The organism is Edaphovirga cremea (genome assembly GCF_003332275.1).
Classification (GTDB): domain Bacteria; phylum Pseudomonadota; class Gammaproteobacteria; order Enterobacterales; family Enterobacteriaceae; genus Edaphovirga; species Edaphovirga cremea.
Genome location: NZ_QOVA01000030.1, coordinates 13341 through 35181, shown reverse-complemented (window position 1 = coordinate 35181; position 21841 = coordinate 13341). Strand labels below are relative to the sequence as shown.

General features: G+C 52.9%; 17 protein-coding genes. 10 read left to right on the top strand and 7 right to left on the bottom strand.

Translation table 11 applies throughout. The features are described 5' to 3' along the window. Positions 1-48 precede the first annotated feature (48 nt). Positions 49-777, top strand: a complete 729-nt coding sequence (locus DRI82_RS21790) for a YggN family protein (RefSeq protein WP_114196005.1) — start codon at positions 49-51, stop codon at positions 775-777. A 200-nt stretch (positions 778-977) separates the two neighbouring features. Here the strand turns inward: DRI82_RS21790 and hemL are convergent, their stop codons facing one another. Next, positions 978-2264: a glutamate-1-semialdehyde 2,1-aminomutase gene (gene hemL, locus DRI82_RS21785; protein ID WP_114196004.1), complete on the bottom strand. Its 1287-nt coding sequence runs from the start codon at positions 2262-2264 to the stop codon at positions 978-980. A 248-nt stretch (positions 2265-2512) separates the two neighbouring features. On the opposite strand from hemL, the gene clcA reads away from it, so the two are divergent. Continuing rightward, positions 2513-3949 (top strand): H(+)/Cl(-) exchange transporter ClcA, encoded by a 1437-nt coding sequence (gene clcA, locus DRI82_RS21780; protein ID WP_114196010.1) that lies wholly within the window; start codon positions 2513-2515, stop codon positions 3947-3949. Positions 3950-4045: 96 nt separating this feature from the next. Beyond that, a complete protein-coding gene (gene erpA / locus DRI82_RS21775) occupies positions 4046-4390 on the top strand; it encodes an iron-sulfur cluster insertion protein ErpA (protein ID WP_114196003.1) in 345 nt (114 codons plus the stop codon). Between the two features lie 525 nt (positions 4391-4915). Here the strand turns inward: erpA and DRI82_RS23950 are convergent. The 4 genes from DRI82_RS23950 to mtnN are packed head-to-tail and all read right to left on the bottom strand — an operon-like array spanning position 4916 to position 7504. Beyond that, entirely contained in the window at positions 4916-5302 is a 387-nt protein-coding gene (locus tag DRI82_RS23950) for a hypothetical protein (protein ID WP_157968125.1), read from the bottom strand. Between the two features lie 42 nt (positions 5303-5344). Then, complete coding sequence (locus DRI82_RS21770; protein WP_114196002.1) at positions 5345-5965, bottom strand: TRIC cation channel family protein; 621 nt, start codon at positions 5963-5965, stop codon at positions 5345-5347. Beyond that, positions 5965-6837 carry a vitamin B12 ABC transporter substrate-binding protein BtuF gene (btuF, locus tag DRI82_RS21765; protein WP_114196001.1) on the bottom strand — a complete coding sequence of 291 codons (873 nt, stop codon included), beginning with the start codon at positions 6835-6837 and terminating at the stop codon, positions 5965-5967. The genes DRI82_RS21770 and btuF overlap by 1 nt, the downstream gene beginning before the upstream one ends. Next, the gene (gene mtnN, locus DRI82_RS21760; protein WP_114196000.1) at positions 6803-7504 is read right to left on the bottom strand and encodes a 5'-methylthioadenosine/S-adenosylhomocysteine nucleosidase; all 702 of its coding nucleotides are present in this window, start codon (positions 7502-7504) and stop codon (positions 6803-6805) included. Before mtnN ends, btuF begins: the two co-directional genes overlap by 35 nt. 163 nt (positions 7505-7667) lie before the next feature. Here mtnN and dgt point away from each other — a divergent pair, with 163 nt between their 5' ends. The 3 genes from dgt (at position 7668) to DRI82_RS21745 (ending at position 12312) form a co-directional block, all read left to right on the top strand. Beyond that, entirely contained in the window at positions 7668-9185 is a 1518-nt protein-coding gene (gene dgt, locus DRI82_RS21755) for a dGTPase (RefSeq protein WP_114196009.1), read from the top strand. 214 nt (positions 9186-9399) lie between these two features. Continuing rightward, positions 9400-10842 carry a serine endoprotease DegP gene (gene degP / locus DRI82_RS21750; RefSeq protein WP_114195999.1) on the top strand — a complete coding sequence of 481 codons (1443 nt, stop codon included), beginning with the start codon at positions 9400-9402 and terminating at the stop codon, positions 10840-10842. Positions 10843-11154: 312 nt separating this feature from the next. Further along, positions 11155-12312 carry a CdaR family transcriptional regulator gene (locus tag DRI82_RS21745; protein ID WP_114195998.1) on the top strand — a complete coding sequence of 386 codons (1158 nt, stop codon included), beginning with the start codon at positions 11155-11157 and terminating at the stop codon, positions 12310-12312. A gap of 104 nt (positions 12313-12416) precedes the next feature. On the opposite strand, the gene garD is transcribed toward DRI82_RS21745, so the two are convergent. Next, the gene (garD, locus tag DRI82_RS21740) at positions 12417-13982 is read right to left on the bottom strand and encodes a galactarate dehydratase (RefSeq protein ID WP_114195997.1); all 1566 of its coding nucleotides are present in this window, start codon (positions 13980-13982) and stop codon (positions 12417-12419) included. A gap of 582 nt (positions 13983-14564) precedes the next feature. Between garD and garL the strand changes: the two genes are divergently transcribed. The 4 genes from garL (at position 14565) to DRI82_RS21720 (ending at position 18999) form a co-directional block, all read left to right on the top strand. Next, entirely contained in the window at positions 14565-15335 is a 771-nt protein-coding gene (garL, locus tag DRI82_RS21735; protein ID WP_114195996.1) for a 2-dehydro-3-deoxyglucarate aldolase, read from the top strand. Between the two features lie 79 nt (positions 15336-15414). Continuing rightward, the gene (gene garR, locus DRI82_RS21730; protein WP_114195995.1) at positions 15415-16299 is read left to right on the top strand and encodes a 2-hydroxy-3-oxopropionate reductase; all 885 of its coding nucleotides are present in this window, start codon (positions 15415-15417) and stop codon (positions 16297-16299) included. 99 nt (positions 16300-16398) lie between these two features. Beyond that, a complete protein-coding gene (locus DRI82_RS21725) occupies positions 16399-17538 on the top strand; it encodes a glycerate kinase (protein ID WP_114195994.1) in 1140 nt (379 codons plus the stop codon). A gap of 168 nt (positions 17539-17706) precedes the next feature. Continuing rightward, positions 17707-18999 carry an amino acid deaminase gene (locus DRI82_RS21720; protein WP_114195993.1) on the top strand — a complete coding sequence of 431 codons (1293 nt, stop codon included), beginning with the start codon at positions 17707-17709 and terminating at the stop codon, positions 18997-18999. A 23-nt stretch (positions 19000-19022) separates the two neighbouring features. On the opposite strand, the gene barA is transcribed toward DRI82_RS21720, so the two are convergent. Beyond that, entirely contained in the window at positions 19023-21791 is a 2769-nt protein-coding gene (barA, locus tag DRI82_RS21715) for a two-component sensor histidine kinase BarA (protein ID WP_114195992.1), read from the bottom strand. Positions 21792-21841: the final 50 nt, after the last annotated feature.

The window sequence follows — 21841 nt, the reverse complement described above, 5'->3', positions numbered from 1 at the left end:
GAACGGTTTTACATCATGCGATGAACAAACCGCTTCAAGGGAGAAAATATGTCCGTAAAAAATGTGATGAAAAGTACCGCATTGGCAGTATTGATGTTAACCGCCTGGCAGGCGCAGGCTGATTATCAATGCAGCGTGAAACCTCAGGATGACATTATTATCACCCCGCAAAATGTGCAGGTGGTGGGCAGCAGCGGCAACGTACAGATTTTGCCAAACGGCGACGTCACCCGCAACGGGCAAGCGGTAACGCTGAACGCAGTACAGCGGCAAAAAGCGGTGGATTATCAGAACGCACTGCGTCGCGATCTGCCGTGGATTGATCAAGGTGCACAGCAGCATCTGGAAAAAGCCCGCGTTTCACTGGATAACGTGATTGTGCAGCAGTTGGGAAGTTCAAGTAATGTGCGTAACCGCCTGACTACGCTCAATGATCAACTGAAACAGCAGATGAACCGCATTATCGAGCATCGCAGTGACGGCCTGGCGTTTCACCACAAAGCCGTTGATCAGGTGGAACAGGATGGTCGGCAGATTGTTCAGCAAAGTATGGGCGGTGTCTTGCAGGACAGCCTGAACGAAATGGGTATCAAACAGGCGACCAGCGGTTCCAATAATCCACTGCAAGCGATAATGGGTAATTTGGGTGGTTTGCAAAATTCCATTCAGACTGAGTGGAACAGACAGGAGCAGGATTTCCAGAATTTTGGTCACGATGTCTGTAACCGGGTAACGACCCTGGAGCAGCAGCGTAAAGATCTGCTTGGCAGTCTGTAGGCATTTTCAGACGCAGGGTGGATCTATCAGACTGCTGACAAAGCCCGTTATTAGGGAGAGCGTGCCGAAGGGGTCGTAGCGGCGTAAGCCGCCGGAGCGCCCCTCGGTGCGCTAGGCCCGGGTATCTCGGGCTAAAAGGCCACGTTGTCATCAACTCATCTATTTCGCCCTGCGACTGACAGTCTTGCTTGTTGCTACTTTCAGTTTGGCAACCTGGCGAAGCAACGGCGTGCTGCATCAACCGTGCGCTGAATATCTTCGCGAGTGTGGGCCAAAGACATAAAGCCCGCTTCAAACGCGGACGGTGCCAGATAGATACCTTCTTCCAGCATCAGATGGAAGAAACGTTTAAAGCGCTCAACATCACACTTCATCACGTCCTGATAAGACGTCACGGCTTGCGCATCGGTGAAGAACAGCCCGAACATGCCGCCAACGTGATTGACCACGAACGGAATATTTTCTGCTTTCGCTGCCTTCAGCAGGCCGTCAGCCAACTCATCGGTCAGTTCAGTCAGGGTTTGATGAACGCCAGTCCGGGCGACTTCCGTCAGGCAGGCAAATCCTGCCGCCATGGCAATCGGGTTACCCGACAGCGTACCCGCCTGATAAACCGGACCGGTTGGTGCCAGAGCGTCCATAACCTCACGACGGCCACCAAATGCCCCCACAGGCATTCCGCCACCGATTATTTTACCCAGGCAAGTGAGATCCGGCTCAACGCCGTAATATGACTGTGCCCCGGCCAGTGCGACGCGAAAACCGGTCATTACTTCATCAATGATCAGCAATGCGCCAAACTCATCACACAGTGCGCGCAGTCCCGGCAGGAAATCAGGCAGCGGCGGCACACAATTCATATTGCCCGCAACAGGTTCGACGATGATACAGGCGATATCTGCCGGATATTGCTCAAATGCGCTACGCACTGAAGGCAGATCGTTAAAAGTGCAGGTCAGCGTGTGCTTGGCGAAATCTGCCGGAACGCCCGGCGAGTTGGGTTGACCGAGGGTTAATGCACCGGATCCGGCTTTCACCAGCAGGCAGTCCGCATGGCCGTGATAACAGCCCTCAAACTTGATGATTTTATCGCGGTGGGTAAAACCACGCGCCAGACGAATGGCACTCATGGTCGCCTCCGTACCGGAGTTCACCATCCGCACCATATCCATAGTCGGCACCAGTTCGGTCACCAGTTGCGCCATTTTGACTTCCATCTCGGTAGGTGCACCGAAGCTCAGCCCGCGGCTTGCGGCTTCAATCACCGCCTCACGGATGGCCGGATGGTTATGACCCAGAACCATAGGGCCCCAGGAACCGACGTAGTCTATATAAGCTTTGCCATCGACATCGAACAGGTAGGCACCGTCAGCACGTTCAATAAACAGCGGTACCCCACCGACGCCGGTAAATGCGCGCACAGGGGAGTTCACCCCACCTGGGATCAACTGCTGTGCCTGGGCATACAGACTTTCTGACTTACTCATGGATCGGCTCCTGATGTTCATGTTTATCGTTAGATAGATATATTCTATTGAAGTCAGCGATGTTATGAAATCATTGCCGCGCGTTCATTTTCGGTGGCAGCGATAAAAAGGGGCCATTTTGTTGCAAACGTTATCATTGGCGCTGATAAGCGAGACCTTTCCGTGGCTCGAGAGTAGAATGCCCCTCCGGTTGATTTGTATGATATATCTTTTGCGTTTTTCCTTTGCTCACTCAAGAATGAATGATGATGCCTGACATAAAAACGGAAGTCGCCCGAGAACAGAATGTGCGAATTAGCCGCAGTGAAAAGCTGCGGCAATTTATCCGTCGCGATAAAACGCCGGTGGCGATCCTGCTGACTGCCGCGCTGGTGGGGACTCTCGCCGGGCTGCTCGGCGTTGCGTTCGAGAAAGCGGTGGATTGGATGCAGCAGCAGCGTCTGGCGTCTATTGCGCAGGTTGCAGACTATTGGTTTTTGGCGTGGCCGCTGGCTTTCATCGGCTCCGCATTGTTGGCGGTGTGCGGCTACTATCTGGTACGTCGATTCGCGCCAGAGGCCAGTGGTTCTGGTATTCCCGAGATTGAAGGGGCCCTGGAAGAGCTGAGGCCGGTGCGCTGGTGGCGGGTGATTCCCGTTAAATTCGTGGGTGGGATGGGAACGCTGGGTGCCGGCATGGTACTGGGGCGTGAAGGGCCGACGGTGCAGATGGGGGCCAATGTCGGGAAGATGATGGTGGATATCTTCCGGCTGCGCAGCGCAGAGGCGCGACACTCCCTGCTCGCTACCGGGGCCGCCGCCGGGCTGTCTGCGGCGTTCAATGCACCGCTGGCCGGGATTCTGTTCATTATTGAAGAGATGCGCCTACAGTTCCGCTATAGCCTGATTTCGATTAAAGCGGTGTTTATCGGCGTGATCATGTCGAGCATCGTTTTTCGCATTTTCAATGGGGAAGGGGCGGTTGTCGAAGTGGGGAAACTGGCCTCTGCGCCACTGAATACGCTCTGGCTGTATCTGGTTCTGGGTATGGTTTTCGGCGTCGTGGGCGTAATGTTCAATGCCTTGATTTTCCGCACTCAGGATCTGTTTCAGCGGCTGCATGGTGGCAACATGCGCAAGGTATTGCTGATTGGCGGCTTGCTGGGTGGCTTGTGTGGCGTGCTTGGCCTGATTCAGCCCGAAGCGGCCGGTGGGGGATTTGCGTTGATCCCGATTGCGGCGGCAGGGAACTATACGCTCGGAATGTTGCTGTTCATCTTTATTGCGCGCATTGTCACTACCCTGTTATGTTTTGGTTCGGGTGCGCTTGGCGGAATTTTCGCGCCGATGCTGGCACTGGGCACGCTTTTTGGTACCGCGTTTGGTATGGCCTGCGCGGCATATTTCCCGCAATACGGTATTGAGCCGGGTACGTTTGCCATCGCGGGAATGGGGGCGTTGTTCGCGGCGACCGTGCGTGCGCCCTTGACCGGCATTGTATTGGTGCTGGAAATGACTGATAACTATCAACTGATTTTGCCGATGATTATTACCTGTCTGGGCGCGACGTTGCTGGCGCAGTTTTTAGGCGGCAAGCCCTTGTATTCTTCGATCCTGGCCCGCACTTTACAAAGGCAGGAGCAACAACAGGCGCAAAATGGCGGGCAACCTGCTGAGAACGTACAGGAAAGCAATCCAATGCGGTGAATACTTGAACGTATCAGTCAGGTATTGGATAATTACAGTATTAATCAGGTTGCCATTGAAGCGGTCTGAAGCAGAACACTGGTTGGGAGTAACGAGATGAGCGAAGAAATGGCACTGCCCCTGCAATTCACCGAGGCGGCGGCACACAAGGTTAAGCACCTGATTGCTGACGAAGAAAACCCGAATTTGAAATTACGGGTCTACATCACCGGTGGCGGTTGCAGCGGATTCCAGTATGGCTTTACCTTCGACGATCAGGTTAACGACGGCGATATGACTATCGAGAAATCGGGTGTGGCATTGGTGGTTGACCCGATGAGCCTGCAATATCTGGTGGGTGGATCGGTTGATTACACTGAAGGGCTCGAAGGTTCGCGTTTTATTGTTACTAATCCGAATGCAAAAACCACCTGCGGGTGTGGATCGTCATTTAGTGTGTAATATGGGGTATTTAGTTTAAGTGCCGGGTTGGCGTAGGTTTCAGTTGAGTTAAGTTTGGCTTCTACGTTAGCCAATGTCCAAAGATAGCTTTGTTGGTTGGATGCTTGGCTATGCTGTTGTTTAAAAATGGGCTCGGCGCAGGTTTCGGTTGAGTTAAGTTTGGCTTTTAGCTTGAGTTGAAGTTAAGGTCAAAAGATAGCTTTGTTGGTTGATTGCTTTGGCTATGCTATTGATCTTTAAGTATGAAGATCGGCAATCAAGCAAGGGGCGAAAGCGCGCCCCTTGCATCCGCGCTTTACGCAGCACGAATTGCCCGCGTTGCGGGTTCCTTCGGTTGTCATTCCGGCGGACGGGTCGGCTTTAGGCTACAGGTCCCTGTAGCCGGACGCCTTTCGCCGCCATCCATGGCGGCTCATCCCTGCCTTCATTCCGCCCTCAGCAATTCATGATGCTCGGGGGAAAGTCAAAGACAAAAGAAATAATCAAAAGAGAAAATGAAAACATCAAGATTTTCTCAAGGCATTATCATTTTTTTATCTGTTGCTGTTTCTTTTGACCTTCCCAGAGCGTCATGACTCGCTGAGCGAAGAACGCAGGCAGGGGCGAACCGCCAGGACGGCGGTGAGAGGCGTCCGCCGCCAGGGACTGGTGGCTAAAGCCGACCCGTCCGCCGGAGAGATGAGTGAAGGAACCGGCGCAGCCGGCGAGGAGTGCCGCGAAAAAGCCCGGGTTCAAAGGGTCGCGGCGACTGGCGACCCTTTGTCGGTTGAGGCGAAAACGTTCAAGTAGAATTGCGATCGTAAGCCAACCGAAACCTGCGCCGAGCCCGTTTTTAAAGATCAACAGCATAGCCAAAGCAATCAACCAACAAAACCCTCTTTTGAGGCTAACGTCGAAAGCCAACAAATCCACCGGAATTATTTCGTTAACGAAATAATCACCGCACGAAACTATTCATCCATTATTCTCCAAAATAAACGTCGGCAATTTCAAATGCCAACGTATCGCAGCCAGACGAATGGCGAGCGTCACTACCATCCCCAGCATCATCGCCTGTTGCAGCGGCATATCAAAGAAGTGGAAAGCAGTAGTATGAACAATCCCACCGGCGATACACGCAGAGGCATAGATCTCTGTTCGCAGGATCATGGGAATTTCACGCGCCAGAATATCGCGGATGATGCCCCCGCCGACGCCAGTAATCACCCCCATGCATATGGCGATAAGAGGGCTGGTTTCTGCAGCAAACGCCTTGTTGACGCCAATCCCAACAAAAACGGCCAGCCCAACGGCATCCAGTACGGGCAGCACCCACTTGGGTAACCGACGGGGCTGACGCACCAGAATAATGGTCAGCATGCAGGTCACCATCGCGACAACCAGATCCGTGGGATCTTTTACCCAAAAAACCGGGCCATGCGCCAGCGCCATATCACGGATCGTTCCACCACCCACGGCGGTAACCACCCCGAGCACCAGAACACCAAAAGGATCCATGCGCAGTTTGCCTGCCAATAACACACCAGAGATGGCGAAAACTGCCGTACCCAGAATATCAAGCCAGTAGACGAGCATCAGTGATTACCTGTCGGTGGAGTGGAAAGGGCAGCCAACTGCGGGCAGAGTTGCTGGGCCGCAAGAATGATCCGTGGCCCGGCGCGGCTGAACCAGTCATCGTTCAGCGCAATAACCGGTACGCTGAGCTGGGGATGCCAGAATGCACGCACGTTGGCGCGCTGGGTTTCAGAACCGGTGATGACAATGGCGGCGGGATGGCGTAATAACACTTGCTCGCGACTGATTTGTGGCCACGGAACCCGGCTATCAGCAAAGATGTTTTGTGCCCCACACAATGACAATACCTGACTTTGCAAGGTCGCTGAAGACGCTGTGAACAAAGGTTGTGTGCCGAATTGCAGCAGCACCGGAATCCGATCCTTGCGCGCATATTGCTGCTGTAACCTGATCTGTTGTTGCAGAAGGTCATGGGCGGCCTGTCTGGCCAGATCCGGCTGCGGGCTGTATTCAGCCAAGGACGTCAATGCGGCAGCGACCTGATCGATACTTTCAGGATCAAGGTAAAGGATCTTTATACCGAGCGAAGCCAATTGATCGAGGGGGCGCTGCGGATTTCCACCACGCCACGCCAGAATCAGATCGGGTTTCAACGCCAGGATCCTCTCTACATTGATGCCCTGCCAACTGGCTATCCGTTCGATCTTCCTGGCGGCCTCGGGGTAATCGGAATAACTGCTGACACCCACCATCTGCTCGCCCATTCCTGCGGCAAAAGCCATTTCAGTCAGGTTGGGAGAGAGTGAGACGATCCGTTCGGCAGGCGCAGATTGTGCAAGGGAAGGCCAGGCTACCAGCAGTACCAGCAGCCATAACAAACGTGACGACACGTTCACGCTAAGCGCGCTTGGCCAGCGTCTGCAACATGGCATCAACCATGCGCGTGGACTGCTCGGCAGCAACCACCAGGAACTCCTCAAAACTCTGGTGGGAGGCTTTATCCGCCACGTCAGAGATTGCGCGAACCACGACAAATGGCGTATTGAACAGATGGCAAACATGACCAATCGCGGCAGCTTCCATTTCTACCGCAGCCGCGGTAGGGAAAGTTGCGCGGATACGGGCCAAAGGTTCAGCACCATTGATAAAGGCATCGCCGCTGCATACCAGACCGCGAACGGCATTCAGATCCAGATCACGAATACAGTTTTCTGCCAGGGCAATCAGCGCCTCATCGGCCACAAATGCCGCCGGGCAACCGGCCATCTGACCCGGCGCATAACCGAAAGCGGTCACATCCACGTCGTGGTAACGCACTTCTTCTGACACGACGATATCGCCGACTTTCAATGTAGATGCCAAGCCACCAGCGGAACCGGTATTGATCACGACATCAGGTTGGCAATGCTCCAACAGCAGCGTGGTGCCCAGCGCCGCAGAGACTTTACCAATGCCGGATTTCAGCAGTGCCACGTCCACACCATGCAGTGTGCCGGTATAAATTTCGCAGCCAGCGCGTTGCAGAGTCTGGCGGTTTTCAATTTTATCGCGCAGCAGGGTGACTTCTTGCTCCATCGCGCCAATGATGCCAACTTTCATAGGGATACTCACAGATGATATATGGGTGGAATTCGCTTTCTAATGCAGCAGCATAGTCTATCATGGCTACAGGCAACAGATAATGCGTTTAGCCACGGTGTTGACCCGTTTGCAGGGGATCACACCCGCGCTGAAGGGGGATAATGAGCAGATGGGGGACTCAATGTCAGGAATCGATTTTAGGAAGAAATTCAGTTTCCAGCGTCCTTTCAGCCCACTGATTACGGCTGAAGATGAATATGGCATTGTGCGTCAGTTCGAAAGCGATCGCGGACGGATCATCAATTCGGCGGCGATCCGCCGGTTGCAGCAGAAAACCCAGGTTTTTCCCCTTGAACGCAATGCCGCAGTGCGCAGCCGTTTAACCCACTCCATGGAAGTTCAGCAGGTTGGTCGGCATATTGCCAAAGATATCCTGTATCGCTTTCGCCAGGACGATCGGCTTGAGGAACTGGGACTGCAACAACTGCTCGATCCCTTTGAAAGCGTGGTCGAAATGGCGTGCCTGATGCATGACATTGGAAATCCGCCGTTCGGTCATTTCGGTGAGTCAGCGATCAACAACTGGTTCGGCAGGCGGATGGACACCGCCAGTTGTGGCAGAGAGCCGCAAAGTCACGATCGTTGCCAGGTACAATTCCTGATCCTGCGTGAAGGCGAAAGTGAACTGAACCAGTTGCGCAGCCGTATCCGTCACGATCTCAGCCATTTTGAAGGCAATGCCCAGGCCATCCGTTTGGTTTTCACGCTGTTGAAACTGAACCTCACCTATACACAGGTGGCCTGCATTCTTAAATATACCCGCCCTGCCTATTGGTCGGAGGACGTTCCGGCAGATTTTCACTATCTGATGAAGAAGCCGGGCTTCTATCTGGCAGAAGAAACCTTTATCCAGACGTTGCGCAGTGAATTGCAATTGGGCGAATTCAACCGTTTTCCGCTAACCTATATTATGGAAGCGGCCGATGACATCTCTTACTGCATCGCGGATCTGGAAGATGCCGTGGAGAAAAGCATTTTCACTGTTGAACAGCTTTACGGCCATTTGGCAGAGGAGTGGGGAGAAAGTGCGTGCGGGGATCTGTTTGAACTGGTGGTCGGCACGGCGTATCAAAAGATGGCCAGGTCGAAAACCTACCGCCATCCGATCGACTATTTCTTTATGGAGTTACGGGTGCAGACGGTGAAGCAATTGGTTCCCCATGCGGCTGCGCGATTTATTGATAATTTACAAAGCGTCTTCGATGGCACCTTTAATCAGGCGCTGTTGGAAGATTCGAGTCAGGCCAATCGGTTACTGGAAATATTCAAAAGTGTAGCCTTTAAACATGTGTTTAATCACCACGAAGTCGAAGAACTGGAATTACAAGGATATCGCGTTATTAGTGGCTTACTGGATATTTACAGTCCGCTTCTGGATATGCCGCTGAATGATTTCCGTCAATTGGTCGATGAGGATACTCATCGTGCTTATCCCATTGAAACAAGGCTTTTTCATAAACTCTCGACGAAACATCGCCTTGCTTACAATGAGGCCGTTAATCGCATTGGGAATGCGTCGGCCGATCGTCAACAGATTGAGGAATATTATTACCGCGCCCGACTTATTCAGGATTATATCAGCGGTATGACCGACCTCTACGCTTACGACGAATATCGACGCCTAATGGCTGCTGAATAAGACAATATGGGGTTCAGTGATCCTGCGGGTTAATAACAAAAAGGGATTGGTTAAAAAGTAGACATTTGTAAATGCCGACAATAAATTTTTACCATTAGCGGATCGCCGCAAATGAACTATGGGTTATTAATTTAATCTTATCCATACGACTACACAATCAGTCGGCATCGTACTTGTCGCCTTCAATAATTTATATTTATAGAGATACAGACTCATGAAAAAGAAGACCTTACTCCTGAGCGCATTGGCGTTAAGCATCGGTATGGCTATGGGACCCGTTTCAACCGCAATGGCGGCGGAAACGGCATCATCAAGCACTGCACAACTGCCAAGCCTGGCACCGATGCTGGAAAAAGTCATGCCTTCCGTAGTTAGCATTAATGTTGAGGGCAGCACTACTGTAAATACGCCGCGGATGGGACAGCAGTTCCAGCAGTTCTTTGGTGAAGATTCCCCTTTCTGCCAGGACGGCTCACCGTTCCAGGGATCGCCGATGTGCCAACAGGGCGGTGGCGTTGAAGGGGGTGGGGCTGCACCTCAGCCTAAACAGAACTTCCAGGCACTGGGTTCTGGCGTCATCATGAATGCGGAAAAAGGCTATGTCGTAACCAACAACCACGTTGTTGATAACGCTACAAAAATCACCGTGCAATTGAATGATGGCCGTAAATTCGAAGCGAAAGTCATCGGTAAAGATCCGCGTTCTGATATCGCGTTGATTCAGTTGCAAGATGCGAAGAACCTGACCGCAATCAAACTGGCAGACTCCGAGCAACTGCGTGTGGGTGATTACACTGTCGCTATTGGTAACCCGTATGGTTTGGGTGAAACCGCGACCTCAGGTATCGTATCCGCGCTGGGTCGTACCGGGCTGAATGTTGAAAACTACGAGAACTTTATCCAGACGGATGCCGCAATTAACCGAGGGAACTCAGGTGGGGCGCTGGTCAACCTGAACGGGGAATTAATCGGTATCAATACGGCGATCCTGGCACCGGACGGCGGTAACATCGGTATTGGTTTCGCTATCCCAAGCAACATGGTGAAAAATCTGACCAACCAGATGATCGAGTTCGGCCAGGTCAAACGTGGCGAACTGGGCATTATGGGAACCGAGCTGAACTCCGAACTGGCGAAAGCCATGAAGGTTGATGCCCAACGTGGGGCATTCGTCAGCCAGGTCATGCCTAAATCCGCTGCCGCGAAAGCCGGGATCAAGGCAGGTGATGTCATTCTGACCCTGAATGGCAAACAAATCTCCAGCTTTGCCTCGTTCCGTGCCGAAGTGGGTACCCAGCCGATTGGGACGAAAATGTCTCTGGGACTGCTGCGCGACGGTAAGCCGGTAACGGTTGAAGTCACGCTGGAACAGAGCGTTCAGGCTCAGGTTGATTCCGGAAATATCTACACCGGGATCGAAGGGGCTGAACTGAGCAATACAGAAGTGGACGGTAAGAAGGGTATTAAAGTTGATAACGTGAAAGCGGGATCAGCGGCGGCGCGTATCGGGCTGAAAAAAGGCGATGTGATTCTGGGTGTGAACCAGCAGCCGGTCGCTAACCTCGGCGAACTGCGTAAAATCCTGGATAGCAAGCCGTCAGTACTGGCGTTGAATATTCAGCGCGGCGATACCTCGCTCTATCTGTTAATGCAGTAATCTTTTTTTTACCGCTATACCTAAAGTAATTGAATGCAGCGAACACTCCCTGCAACGTCAAGTACCTAGGGTAGATATAGACCTTGCCACAGGCGACAATGCTCGTCTGTGGCAATCCTTTCTCAAGCACGTCACACTTTGTTATCTCCTTCCTCGCAGCGTCCCGCCTGAAAGATGTGATATTAACCACAACTTTAATCTCATTATTCACGCTTAAGGCATTTGCACAATGTATTAGGACTTTCTCCTGAGTATGCTAGGGCAAGGGCATATGTCGACGTTGACCAAAAAAGCAGGGGGACGGAGAAGGAAATGGCGGCTTATCATCTCGATGCCAAATTGGCACAGGACATTGTGGCTCGCACCATGCAAATCATCGACAGCAATGTCAATGTGATGGATGGCCGCGGGAAAATCATCGGAAGTGGTGACGAAGATCGTTTGGGCGAATTGCACGAAGGTGCTCTGCTTTCCATCTCGCAAGGCCGGGTTGTCGATATCGATGAAGCGGTTGCGCGCCATCTCCACGGCGTTCGTCCTGGCATCAATCTACCTTTGCGTATTGATGGGGACATTGTCGGTGTCATCGGTTTGACCGGCAATCCGACCTATCTGCGACAATACGGCGAACTGGTGTGCATGACCGCCGAAATGATGCTCGAACAGGCGCGATTGCTGCATATGCTGGCGCAGGACAGTCGTCTGCGTGAAGAGTTGGTTCTGAACTTGATTCGTGCTGACGAACTCTCCCCCGCGTTGATGGAATGGGCGCAGCGGTTGGGCATCGATCTTAATCAGCCACGTGTGGTTGCGGTGGTAGAGGTTGATAGCGGTCAGCTCGGTGTGGACAGTGCCATGGCGGAGTTGCAGCAACTCCAGACTCTGCTGACAACGCCTGAACGCGACAATCTGATCGCCATAGTATCCCTGACCGAAATGGTAGTATTGAAACCGGCGTTGAACAGCCATGGCCGCTGGGATCCTGAGTCGCACCGCAGCCGCATCGATACCCTGTTATCGCGTATGAGCGACAGCGGTCGTTTGCGTATCCGGTTGGCACTGGGCAACTACTTCTCCGGCCCAGGCAGCATTGCCCGTTCCTACCGCACCGCCCGCACGACCATGATGGTCGGTAAACAGCGGATGCCAGAACAGCGCTGTTATTTCTATCAGGATCTGATGCTCCCCGTGTTGCTGGACAGCCTGCGCGGCGGTTGGCAAGCCAATGAACTGGTACGCCCCTTGGCAAAATTGAAAGCCATGGACAGCAACGGTTTGCTGCGCAGAACGCTCTCTTCGTGGTTTTTGCATAATGTCCAGCCCACCGCAACGTCAAAAGCGTTGTACATCCACCGTAATACGCTCGAATACCGTTTGAACCGTATTTCAGAGCTGACGGGGCTGAATCTCTCCAATTTTGACGATCGGTTGTTGCTGTATGTAGCGCTGCAACTTGATGACGAAAATTAGCGTCGGCGCAGTGGGTTGGACGGGTTACTAAAAAGGCGCTTCCTTCTGGATAGCGCCTTTTTAGCATCAGCGTTGAACCACCTCCAGAGGGAAGTGGTGACAAATCAGGTCACCGGTGCCGGATTAAATACCGCCAGCGCGTTGTGGAGTCCCCATTGATCGGACCAGGTTTTCTTGCGTCCGCTGGCGATGTCGAGAATTAATTCAAACAACTGCCAGCCCACATCTTCGATGGTCGCATCACCGGTTGCAATGGTTCCCGCGTTGATATCCATCAAATCATACCAACGATCGGCGAGTGCAGTGCGCGTTGCCATTTTTATCACGGGCACGGCAGTCAGGCCATAAGGTGTGCCGCGGCCCGTGGTGAATACTTGCACCGTAATACCGGAGGCCAATTGCTGGGTGCCACAGACAAAATCACTGGCCGGTGTGGCGGCAAAGATCAGGCCGCGTTTCGTTGGACGTTGGCCGGGTGACAGAACCTCTGAAATGGCGCTGCGTCCAGATTTGGCGATGGAACCGAGCGCCTTTTCGACGACGTTCGCCAATCCGCCTTTTTTGTTACCGGGGGAGGGGTTGGCGCTACGGTCGGTTTTTCCGACATCCAGGTAATTATCGTACCACGCCATTTCCTCCAGTAAGCGCTTGCCAACTTCCACATCCGCAGCACGCGGGGTAAGCAGATGGATGGCGTCACGCACTTCCGTCACTTCCGAGAACATCACCGTTGCACCACAGCGCACCAGCAGATCGGAGGCAAAACCGACCGCAGGGTTGGCCGTTACGCCAGAGAAGGCATCGCTGCCGCCGCACTGCATACCCACAACCAGTTCCGAGGCCGGGCAGGTTTGGCGCTGGCGACGGTTCAGGCGCTGCAAATGACGCTCGGCCACCGCCAGAATGTCGTCCACCATCGACTTGAAGCCAACGTGTTTTTCATCTTGCAGACGAACTATATTGCTCTCGTCGAGGGAGATGGCCTGCACATCAGGCGTTCCTTCGAGCAGGCGCTCTGGCTGCAGTTTTTCACAACCGAGCCCGACCACCATGACTTCACCGCCAAAATTTGGGTTCAGTGAAATGTTGTGGATAGTACGGATAGGCACCACCGCAGCGGGCGCATTGATGGCAACTCCGCAGCCGTAAAGATGGTTCAGGCCCACTACGCCATCTACATTCGGGTATTTGGGCAGTAAATCGCGTTCGATGATTTTCACGACATAATCAACCACACCCGCGACACAATGCACGCTGGTGGTAATGCCGAGCAGGTTTTTGCTACCCACGCTGCCGTCATCATTCAGATAGCCTTCAAACGTATAGCCGTCCAGCGGTGGCAACGGAGCGGGAACCCGGGTTGCCAGCGGCAGTGTTTCCAGAGCCGGTGCGCTTGGCAACGCGACCAGCGATTCATCAATCCAACTGCCACGGGCAATATCACGAACGGCATAGCCAATCACTTCGCCATAGCGAATAATATCGCCGCCGGATGAAATATTGGTTAACGCGACTTTATGGCCTTGTGGAATATGCTCAATTAATTCCAGACCGCAAGAAAATCGGGTGCCAGCAGTTAAACCATTATCATTAACAATAATCGCGACATTATCGGTGTCGTGAACTTTTATATAGAATGCCTGTTGAGCATTTTCATTTGTACGTGACATAAACGTCCCCGCTTTATAATTGGTTAATTCCGAACACTGGCTCACAAACGTTTAAATAATCAGACTCTGGAAAAGAGTATAAGCCAATGGCTTTGACACTTCATTGTGCGGATGACCAAGTTTTCGTTCCCGGAGTAGGATTCTATTTGGCGGATGACATGTAATATGTGACTTGAATCACTGACTGTTGCAGAGACAGAGGGATTGATTCCTTCACCGCTGACCCATTAATTCAGGTGCGGATATATGTTCATTATTACCCATGGGTTCACCACTCTTGTGCAACTCGAATTATTTGGCTCGAATGCAACTGACATAATGTGATTGTTCTCCCAGTGTGATGTGTGAATGCAAAAAAATGAAGGCAATAAATTGCGCTATTGTTGGGCGAATGCACAGTGTCATTTCCGCCTACTCTTTTTATACTGTACCTGCGCTCTGATATCGCCTCTGCTGGAAAATGGGATGTCATTGGCGATTATTTTCAACAGGCTACGACCATGGGTGATATGACAATTTACACTCGTGGCAACCGGGAAAGCAGAAAAACGAGACTGCCGCCGCTTTACTACGAGGTAACGTATGACTACTCCACTTTTGCCCAATAAATTCCGTCAATCGCTGATACAGGGTGAGACTCTCATTGGTTGCTGGTGCGCACTGGCGAATCCAGTGTCGACAGAGGTCCTGGGTTTGGCCGGTTTTGACTGGCTGGTACTTGATGGCGAACACGCCCCGAACGATATCACTACTTTTGTGCCGCAATTGATGGCACTGAAAGGGAGCCACAGTGCGCCGGTGGTACGCCCACCGTGCAACGAGCCAGTGATCATCAAACGCTTGCTGGATATCGGCTTCTATAACCTGTTGATCCCCTTCGTCGAAACCGAAGAACAGGCGTTGCAGGCCGTTGCATCGACCCGTTATCCCCCGGCGGGGATCCGCGGTGTCTCCGTCGCCCATCGCAGTAACAACTTTGGTACCGTCCCGGACTATTTCGCCACGATTAACGACAATATCACCGTGATGGTACAGATCGAGAGTCAGCAGGGTGTCGATAACATTGACGCGATCGCCGCCGTAGAGGGTGTGGACGGCATTTTTGTCGGCCCTGGCGATCTCTCTGCCGCGCTGGGTTATCTCGGTCAGCCAAACCATCCCAATGTGCAAGAGGTTATCCGCCACATTTTTACCCGTGCCAAAGCGCACGGCAAGCCGAGCGGGATCCTCGCTCCGGCAGAAGCCGATGCACGCCGTTATCTGGAATGGGGCGCGACCTTTGTGGCCGTTGGCAGCGATCTGGGCGTTTTCCGCGCCGGCACGCAGGCCCTGAGTGACAAATTCAAGAAATAGACAGTTCAGGATTACCACGAAAGTAGGTGTTCCACTTACTTCCTCAGTAAATGAATGAAATGGATAAGAGGTAAATCGCATGAAAATTGGTTTTATTGGCCTGGGCATCATGGGTAAACCAATGAGCAAAAATCTGCTGAAAGCAGGTTATTCGCTGGTGGTGATGGATCGTAATCAGGATGCGATTCAAGAGTTGGTGGCCGCAGGCGCAGAGTCCGCAGAGACGCCGAAAGCGGTTGCTGCCCTCAGCGATATCATCATCACTATGTTGCCAAACTCACCGCAGGTGAAAGAGGTGGTACTGGGTGAGAATGGCGTAATAGAAGGTGCCAAGGCTGGCAGTATCGTTATCGACATGAGTTCTATCGCCCCATTGGCCAGCCGTGAAATCAGTCTGGCACTGGCGCAGAAACAGGTCGCGATGCTTGATGCGCCCGTCAGCGGCGGGGAGCCGAAAGCCATTGATGGAACGTTGTCTGTGATGGTGGGTGGCGATAAAGAAGTGTTCGATGGCTGCTTTGACGTCATGAAATCCATGGCCGGTTCAGTGGTCCATACCGGGGATATTGGCGCGGGCAACGTGACCAAACTGGCGAACCAGGTGATTGTGGCCCTGAATATCGCGGCCATGTCGGAAGCGCTGGTTCTCGCTACCAAAGCGGGTGTTGATCCGAATCTGGTTTTCCAGGCTATTCGCGGGGGATTGGCGGGAAGTACCGTTCTGGAAGCCAAAGCACCGATGGTGATGGATCGCAATTTCAAACCGGGTTTCCGCATTGATCTGCATATCAAGGATCTGGCAAACGCGCTCGATACATCGCATAGCGTAGGCGCACAGTTGCCGCTGACGGCTGCTGTAATGGAGATGATGCAGGCGCTGAAGGCTGACGGCATGGGTACGGCGGATCATAGTGCGCTCGCCTGCTATTATGAAAAATTGGCGAAGGTTGAAGTAACCCGGTAGTCGGTCAGGGATAACCGGATGATGATATCCATTCCGGTTATCCCCATCGACAAGATGAAAATTGACAGGACGCAGTTATCTCAGCGGCGCGGGTAGTGTATGAAAATTGTAATCGCACCGGATTCATATAAAGAAAGTCTGTCTGCCCTGGAGGTCGCGACGCAAATCGAGGCCGGTTTTCGGGAGATTTTCCCTCAGGCGGAGTACGTCAAACTGCCCGTCGCCGATGGCGGCGAAGGGACTGTGGAAGCGATGGTTGCCGCAACCGGCGGACAGATCATTAATGTCACCGTTACGGGCCCCCTCGGTGAGAAGGCCGATGCGTTCTTTGGTCTGTCAGGTGATGAGAAGACTGCATTTATCGAAATGGCTGCTGCCAGCGGGTTGGAACGCGTTCCGGCCGCAAAACGCAATCCCTTGAAAACGACCTCGTATGGTACGGGGGAATTGATTCGCTGTGCACTGGATCATGGTGTGGAGCACTGCATTATCGGTATTGGCGGCAGTGCGACCAATGACGGTGGCGCAGGAATGGTACAGGCATTGGGTGCCAGACTGTTAACCAGGGAAGGGAAGCAGATTGGTTATGGCGGGGGGGAACTTGCCCATCTGGATCACATCGATATCAGCCAGTTGGACAAGCGCATCCAGAAATGTCGTTTTGAGGTGGCCTGTGATGTGACCAATCCCCTGACCGGGGACGACGGCGCATCCGCGATTTTCGGTCCGCAGAAAGGCGCAACCCCGGCGATGGTAAAACAACTCGACGGCTACCTTCGTCACTATGCTCAGGTTATTGAAAAAGACCTGGGGATTAAGGTCGAGAATGTTCCCGGTGCGGGCGCCGCAGGGGGGATGGGCGCAGCATTGCAGGCATTTTGTCATGCTGAATTGCGTCAGGGAATCGAGATCGTTACTGAGGCTCTGGGGTTGGATGCGTTAGTGAAAGACGCAACGCTGGTCATTACAGGTGAAGGACGCATTGATAGCCAGAGCATTAATGGCAAAGTCCCTATTGGCGTTGCGCGGGTAGCGAAACGTTACAACAAACCGGTCATTGGGATTGCAGGGAGCCTGACTGAAGACGTAGGCATCGTGCATGAGCATGGTATCGACGCTGTTTTCAGTGTGCTTTACAGTATTTGCACATTGGAAGAGGCGTTGGATGATGCAGCCAACAACGTACGCATGACGGCAAGAAATATCGCCGCAACCATCAAACTCGCGCAGAATCTATAAGCGCCCAAAAGCGTATCTGGCCGTATAAGAGCCGACGCGATAGCAATGACGCCGGTGCTGCCCAATATCGGGTCGGCACCGCGATTTTCCCTTTCTTTTAATGAGAACACATTCCTTCCTTATGCGTTTTACGCTAGCGTAGTCTGACACTCTTCAGGAGGCTTCCCCATGTCAGAAACACGCTTTTCCTCACAACCCATCAATCTGAAAACCAAAGGATTGGGTCATCTTAATGCCGATGCCCAGTGTGGTGATGTTGCTTCGCAGAACTGGAATATCCTGCGCGAAGACGTCAGTCTGCCGGTGGCGGTGTTGCGGGAGGAGCGCATCAATCACAATCTGGCCTGGATGCGCGATTTCATCGGGCGTTATGGTTTGAAGCTGGCTCCGCACGGCAAAACCACCATGAGCCCGGCCCTGTTTCAGCGCCAACTCGATTACGGCGCATGGGGAATTACCCTCGCCAGCGCGTCTCAGGTCAATGCGGCTTTCCAGTGCGGTGTTCGCCGGGTGATTATGGCCAATCAACTGGTTGGCAAAGCCAATATGGCGATCATCAGTAAACTGCAGAGGGAAGACAGCGGTTTCAGTTTTACCTGCATTGTGGATTCGGCAGATAACGTTGCGGCCCTGGGGGCATTTTTCAGCGCACAACAGCAAACGCTGAGAATTTTGCTGGAGTATGGCGTGGCGGGTGGACGTACCGGGATCCGCAATGAGCAGCAGGAAGCGCAGATTCTTGCGGAGATCGCACGCTGGCCTGATGCACTGGCGCTGGTGGGGGTGGAAATTTATGAAGGTGTGATGAAGGATGAGGCGGCGATCCGCACTTTTCTGCGTCACGCCTTATCGCGCACGCAGGCTCTGGCTGAGCGCGGACTGTTCGCTGAACCGGAGGTGATCCTCACTGGCGCGGGCTCTGCCTGGTATGACGTTGTGGCGCAGGAGTTCACGCTCGCTACGCCTTACCTGGACAGCGCGCAGCGATATACCCTTAATGTGGTGCTTCGACCCGGCTGTTATCTGACCCACGATGTTGGTGCTTATAAGCAGGCGAATGAGCGCATTCTGGCAAATAACCCGGTCGCCCGGGAAATGAACGGGAGTTTGCTGCCCGCGCTGCAAGTTTGGGCCTATGTGCAGTCGTTGCCTGAATCTGGGCTGGCTATTGTTGGGCTGGGTAAGCGAGATGTGGCTTTCGACGCCGGATTCCCACAGGCCGCCTTGCACTATAGGCCGGGAGCCGATCTCCCGCCTGGCGTTGCTGACAGCGAATGGCGTATTTTCAATATGATGGATCAACACGCTTTTATGGCCGTACCTGCCAACGCCGACATCCGGGTGGGAGATATGCTGGCGTTTGATGTATCGCATCCCTGCCTGACATTTGATAAGTGGTGTCAATTATTGCTGGTGGATGAACAGTTCCAGGTGACAGATTTAGTTGCTACCTGGTTCTGAGAACCGCGGGGACAGCGTCCCCATTATTTTGGCTTGATGTCACTTTGCAGGTGGATCTTGGCGGCGTTGCAGACGTTTTCTATCTCATCAAGCAACTCCAGCCATTCGGGTTCGAGATCTTCATTTCTTGCATTCTGGCGCAGACGTTGCTCGATATAAAAACAGATCTGTTTCAAACGCGGGACGCCGCTATAGCTGCAACTGCCGTGCAGTTTATGGATGAGCGCCAGCATGGTGTCATCGGTGCCACCCTCCATAATCGCATGCACACGATCGCTAACCTGCGGCAGGAATTCGACGAGCATTTGCAGCAGATCGCGCGCCAGATCCTCTTTATTGGCCGATTGACGCAGCGCCAGCGGCCAGTCGAGCGATTTGAGCGGCTCATTCGACACGGGGCTCATCAAATCCTGTTGCGGAAGAGGCGGTTTTGGGAAAGCCAATTGCCTCGTCAGAACACGCTTGAGCATCGCTTCGTCGATGGGTTTAGCCAGATAATCTTCCATGCCCGCTTTCATCAGATATTCCCGCTCACCGGTGATCGCGTGGGCGGTGACCGCCACAATAGGCGTCTTGGTATGGCGCGGTTGCTGGTGGATCAATTCGCTGGTGCGGATCCCATCTATTTCCGGCATCTGAATGTCCATAAGAATGACATCCAGATCCTGTTCTCGCGCCACAGCGATCGCCTCTACGCCACTGTGGCACAAAATAGTGCGTTCGACCTGTTCTTCAAGCAGGGCACCGATGAGTTTGAGGTTGGCCGGATTATCATCAACCGCCATGACGGTGAGCGGCAACCGCGGCCCCCGTTTCTCCTCGGGTACCGGCAGCGAACCATGCTCCCGGTAATCAAGCAGTAACGGCATCAATCGCACGCTGGAAACAGGTTTAATCAGGCAGGCCTGCACGCCGCTGTGCTTCAATCCCTCAGCATCAATCTGCAAATGACTTGGCAGCGCCAGAATGACCCGATCCGACATCTGCAGCATCTTGTCCAGACTGTCCTGATAATTTGGCGGCATCTGCCGGAGTTTGACTGGAACACCGAGCAGCAGAATATCAAAATGCTCTTCGGGCAGTTGCGCCAGATGCGTACCGTGGGTGACGTGCAATGGCGTCGTGGACAGGATTTCGAGCGTGGCTTTGGCTGCGGCAGGATTCAACTCCACATAGGCCAGGCGTTTGCCTTCCAGGCGATCCATCGCGCCAAGGCTGGCGAGATAGTTGTCATTCAGTTCAATATTGACGTGGAACCAGAAAGTTGACCCGCGATTAAGCTGACTGTAGAAACTGATATCGCCGCCCATCTCTTTGACCAGTTTCTGGGTGATGACCAGTCCAAGCCCGGTACCACCGTGCCGGCGGGAGATACTCGCATCGGCCTGGCGGAAGGCCTGGAAAAGCTGTGACTGCTGGCGTTCGGATATACCGATACCCGTGTCATGGATTTGCACTTCCAACTCGGCATGCAGATTGTCCTGCGAACGCAACTCAACGTTGATATCGATATTGCCGTTTTCAGTGAACTTAATCGCATTGCCCAGCAGATTGGTCACCACCTGCTGTAATCGCATCGAGTCACCAATGACATATTCCGGCACGTTATTCTGTACGTTGATGGTGAGCTCAAGCCCCTTCTCATGGGCGCTGTTAGCCAACAGTACGACGACTTCATCCAGCGTTTCGCGCAGCGAGAACGGGATATGTTCCAGAACTAGTTTCCCGGCTTCAAGTTTGGAAAAGTCGAGCACATCATTAATGATAGTCAGAAGATTATTGGCTGAACGCTCAATGGTTTGCAGATAGTCAGACTGCGTGGGTGACAGCGCCGTCTTGAGCGTCTGGCGGGTGAACCCAATAACGCCATTGAGCGGGGTACGTAATTCATGGGACATATTGGCGAGGAATTCAGATTTGATGCGCGCCGCTTCCTGAGCGCGTTTTTTCGCCAGATCCAGTTCGACGTTCTGGATCTCCATCTGTTCCAGCGTTTCCCGCAGATCGGAGGTGGCCTGATCAATATTCTGCTGCATCTCTTCGTGATAGGCCGTCAGCGACATCGCCATCGAGTTGATGCCGTTTTTCAGCATATCCAGTTCACCGAGCATATGCCCTTCAACCCGGCTGTCCAATTGCCCGCGGCGGATGCGATCGACGGTATTGACCATATTGCGGATTGGCCCCGTGACATCACGCATCAACCGGTAGGCGAAAAGAATGGCGATACACAGACACAACAACAACAGAAGGGTGGAAATAAACACTTCTTTGTATTGCTGTAACCGCACCGAATTCAAATCCAATTCAATGGCGATGTAACCGAGACTATTGCTTTTCAGGCTGGAAGCGTTGTCATTTTCATCGGGAGAATTATTTTCAGAAATAATCGGCGTGCGCAGGATCAACTCGTCGCCATAGCGCGTCAGCATCAATTCGCTCGGGATTGGCATTCCATCGCTGATTTGTAACTGGCTGTAATTGCGGTGGTAATTTGATGTAACAAACAATTTATTGTCGTGATCGAACACCGTGATCGAACGTACAATGTCGGAATGGCGACGATGCAAAAGACTGACAAGCTGTCTCACTGCTTCGCGGTTATTGAACGTCATGCCATATTCACTGGCTACCGCCAAGGGTTCGATGATACTGGCACCTGAATCAACTAATTGATTTTGCAGCTCATTGTAGCGGTGCACCACGAAGAAGGTGCTGAGCAGCAAACCAATCAGCAGCGTGGGGGCTAAAATCAGGATCATCATCCGTGCGCGAAGGCTATATTTGGTCATGTGATTCCAATGTGGGAGAATTGGTCGCTGACGCAAGCTTAATGAACCAG

Coding starts and splice junctions, on each gene's coding strand:
- DRI82_RS21790 (WP_114196005.1), top strand. CDS start 49: ATGTCCGTAAAAAATGTGATGAAAAGTACCGCATTGGCAGTATTGATG.
- hemL (WP_114196004.1), bottom strand. CDS start 2,264: ATGAGTAAGTCAGAAAGTCTGTATGCCCAGGCACAGCAGTTGATCCCA.
- clcA (WP_114196010.1), top strand. CDS start 2,513: ATGCCTGACATAAAAACGGAAGTCGCCCGAGAACAGAATGTGCGAATT.
- erpA (WP_114196003.1), top strand. CDS start 4,046: ATGAGCGAAGAAATGGCACTGCCCCTGCAATTCACCGAGGCGGCGGCA.
- DRI82_RS21770 (WP_114196002.1), bottom strand. CDS start 5,965: ATGCTCGTCTACTGGCTTGATATTCTGGGTACGGCAGTTTTCGCCATC.
- btuF (WP_114196001.1), bottom strand. CDS start 6,837: ATGCCATGTTGCAGACGCTGGCCAAGCGCGCTTAGCGTGAACGTGTCG.
- mtnN (WP_114196000.1), bottom strand. CDS start 7,504: ATGAAAGTTGGCATCATTGGCGCGATGGAGCAAGAAGTCACCCTGCTG.
- dgt (WP_114196009.1), top strand. CDS start 7,668: ATGTCAGGAATCGATTTTAGGAAGAAATTCAGTTTCCAGCGTCCTTTC.
- degP (WP_114195999.1), top strand. CDS start 9,400: ATGAAAAAGAAGACCTTACTCCTGAGCGCATTGGCGTTAAGCATCGGT.
- DRI82_RS21745 (WP_114195998.1), top strand. CDS start 11,155: ATGGCGGCTTATCATCTCGATGCCAAATTGGCACAGGACATTGTGGCT.
- garD (WP_114195997.1), bottom strand. CDS start 13,982: ATGTCACGTACAAATGAAAATGCTCAACAGGCATTCTATATAAAAGTT.
- garL (WP_114195996.1), top strand. CDS start 14,565: ATGACTACTCCACTTTTGCCCAATAAATTCCGTCAATCGCTGATACAG.
- garR (WP_114195995.1), top strand. CDS start 15,415: ATGAAAATTGGTTTTATTGGCCTGGGCATCATGGGTAAACCAATGAGC.
- DRI82_RS21725 (WP_114195994.1), top strand. CDS start 16,399: ATGAAAATTGTAATCGCACCGGATTCATATAAAGAAAGTCTGTCTGCC.
- DRI82_RS21720 (WP_114195993.1), top strand. CDS start 17,707: ATGTCAGAAACACGCTTTTCCTCACAACCCATCAATCTGAAAACCAAA.
- barA (WP_114195992.1), bottom strand. CDS start 21,791: ATGACCAAATATAGCCTTCGCGCACGGATGATGATCCTGATTTTAGCC.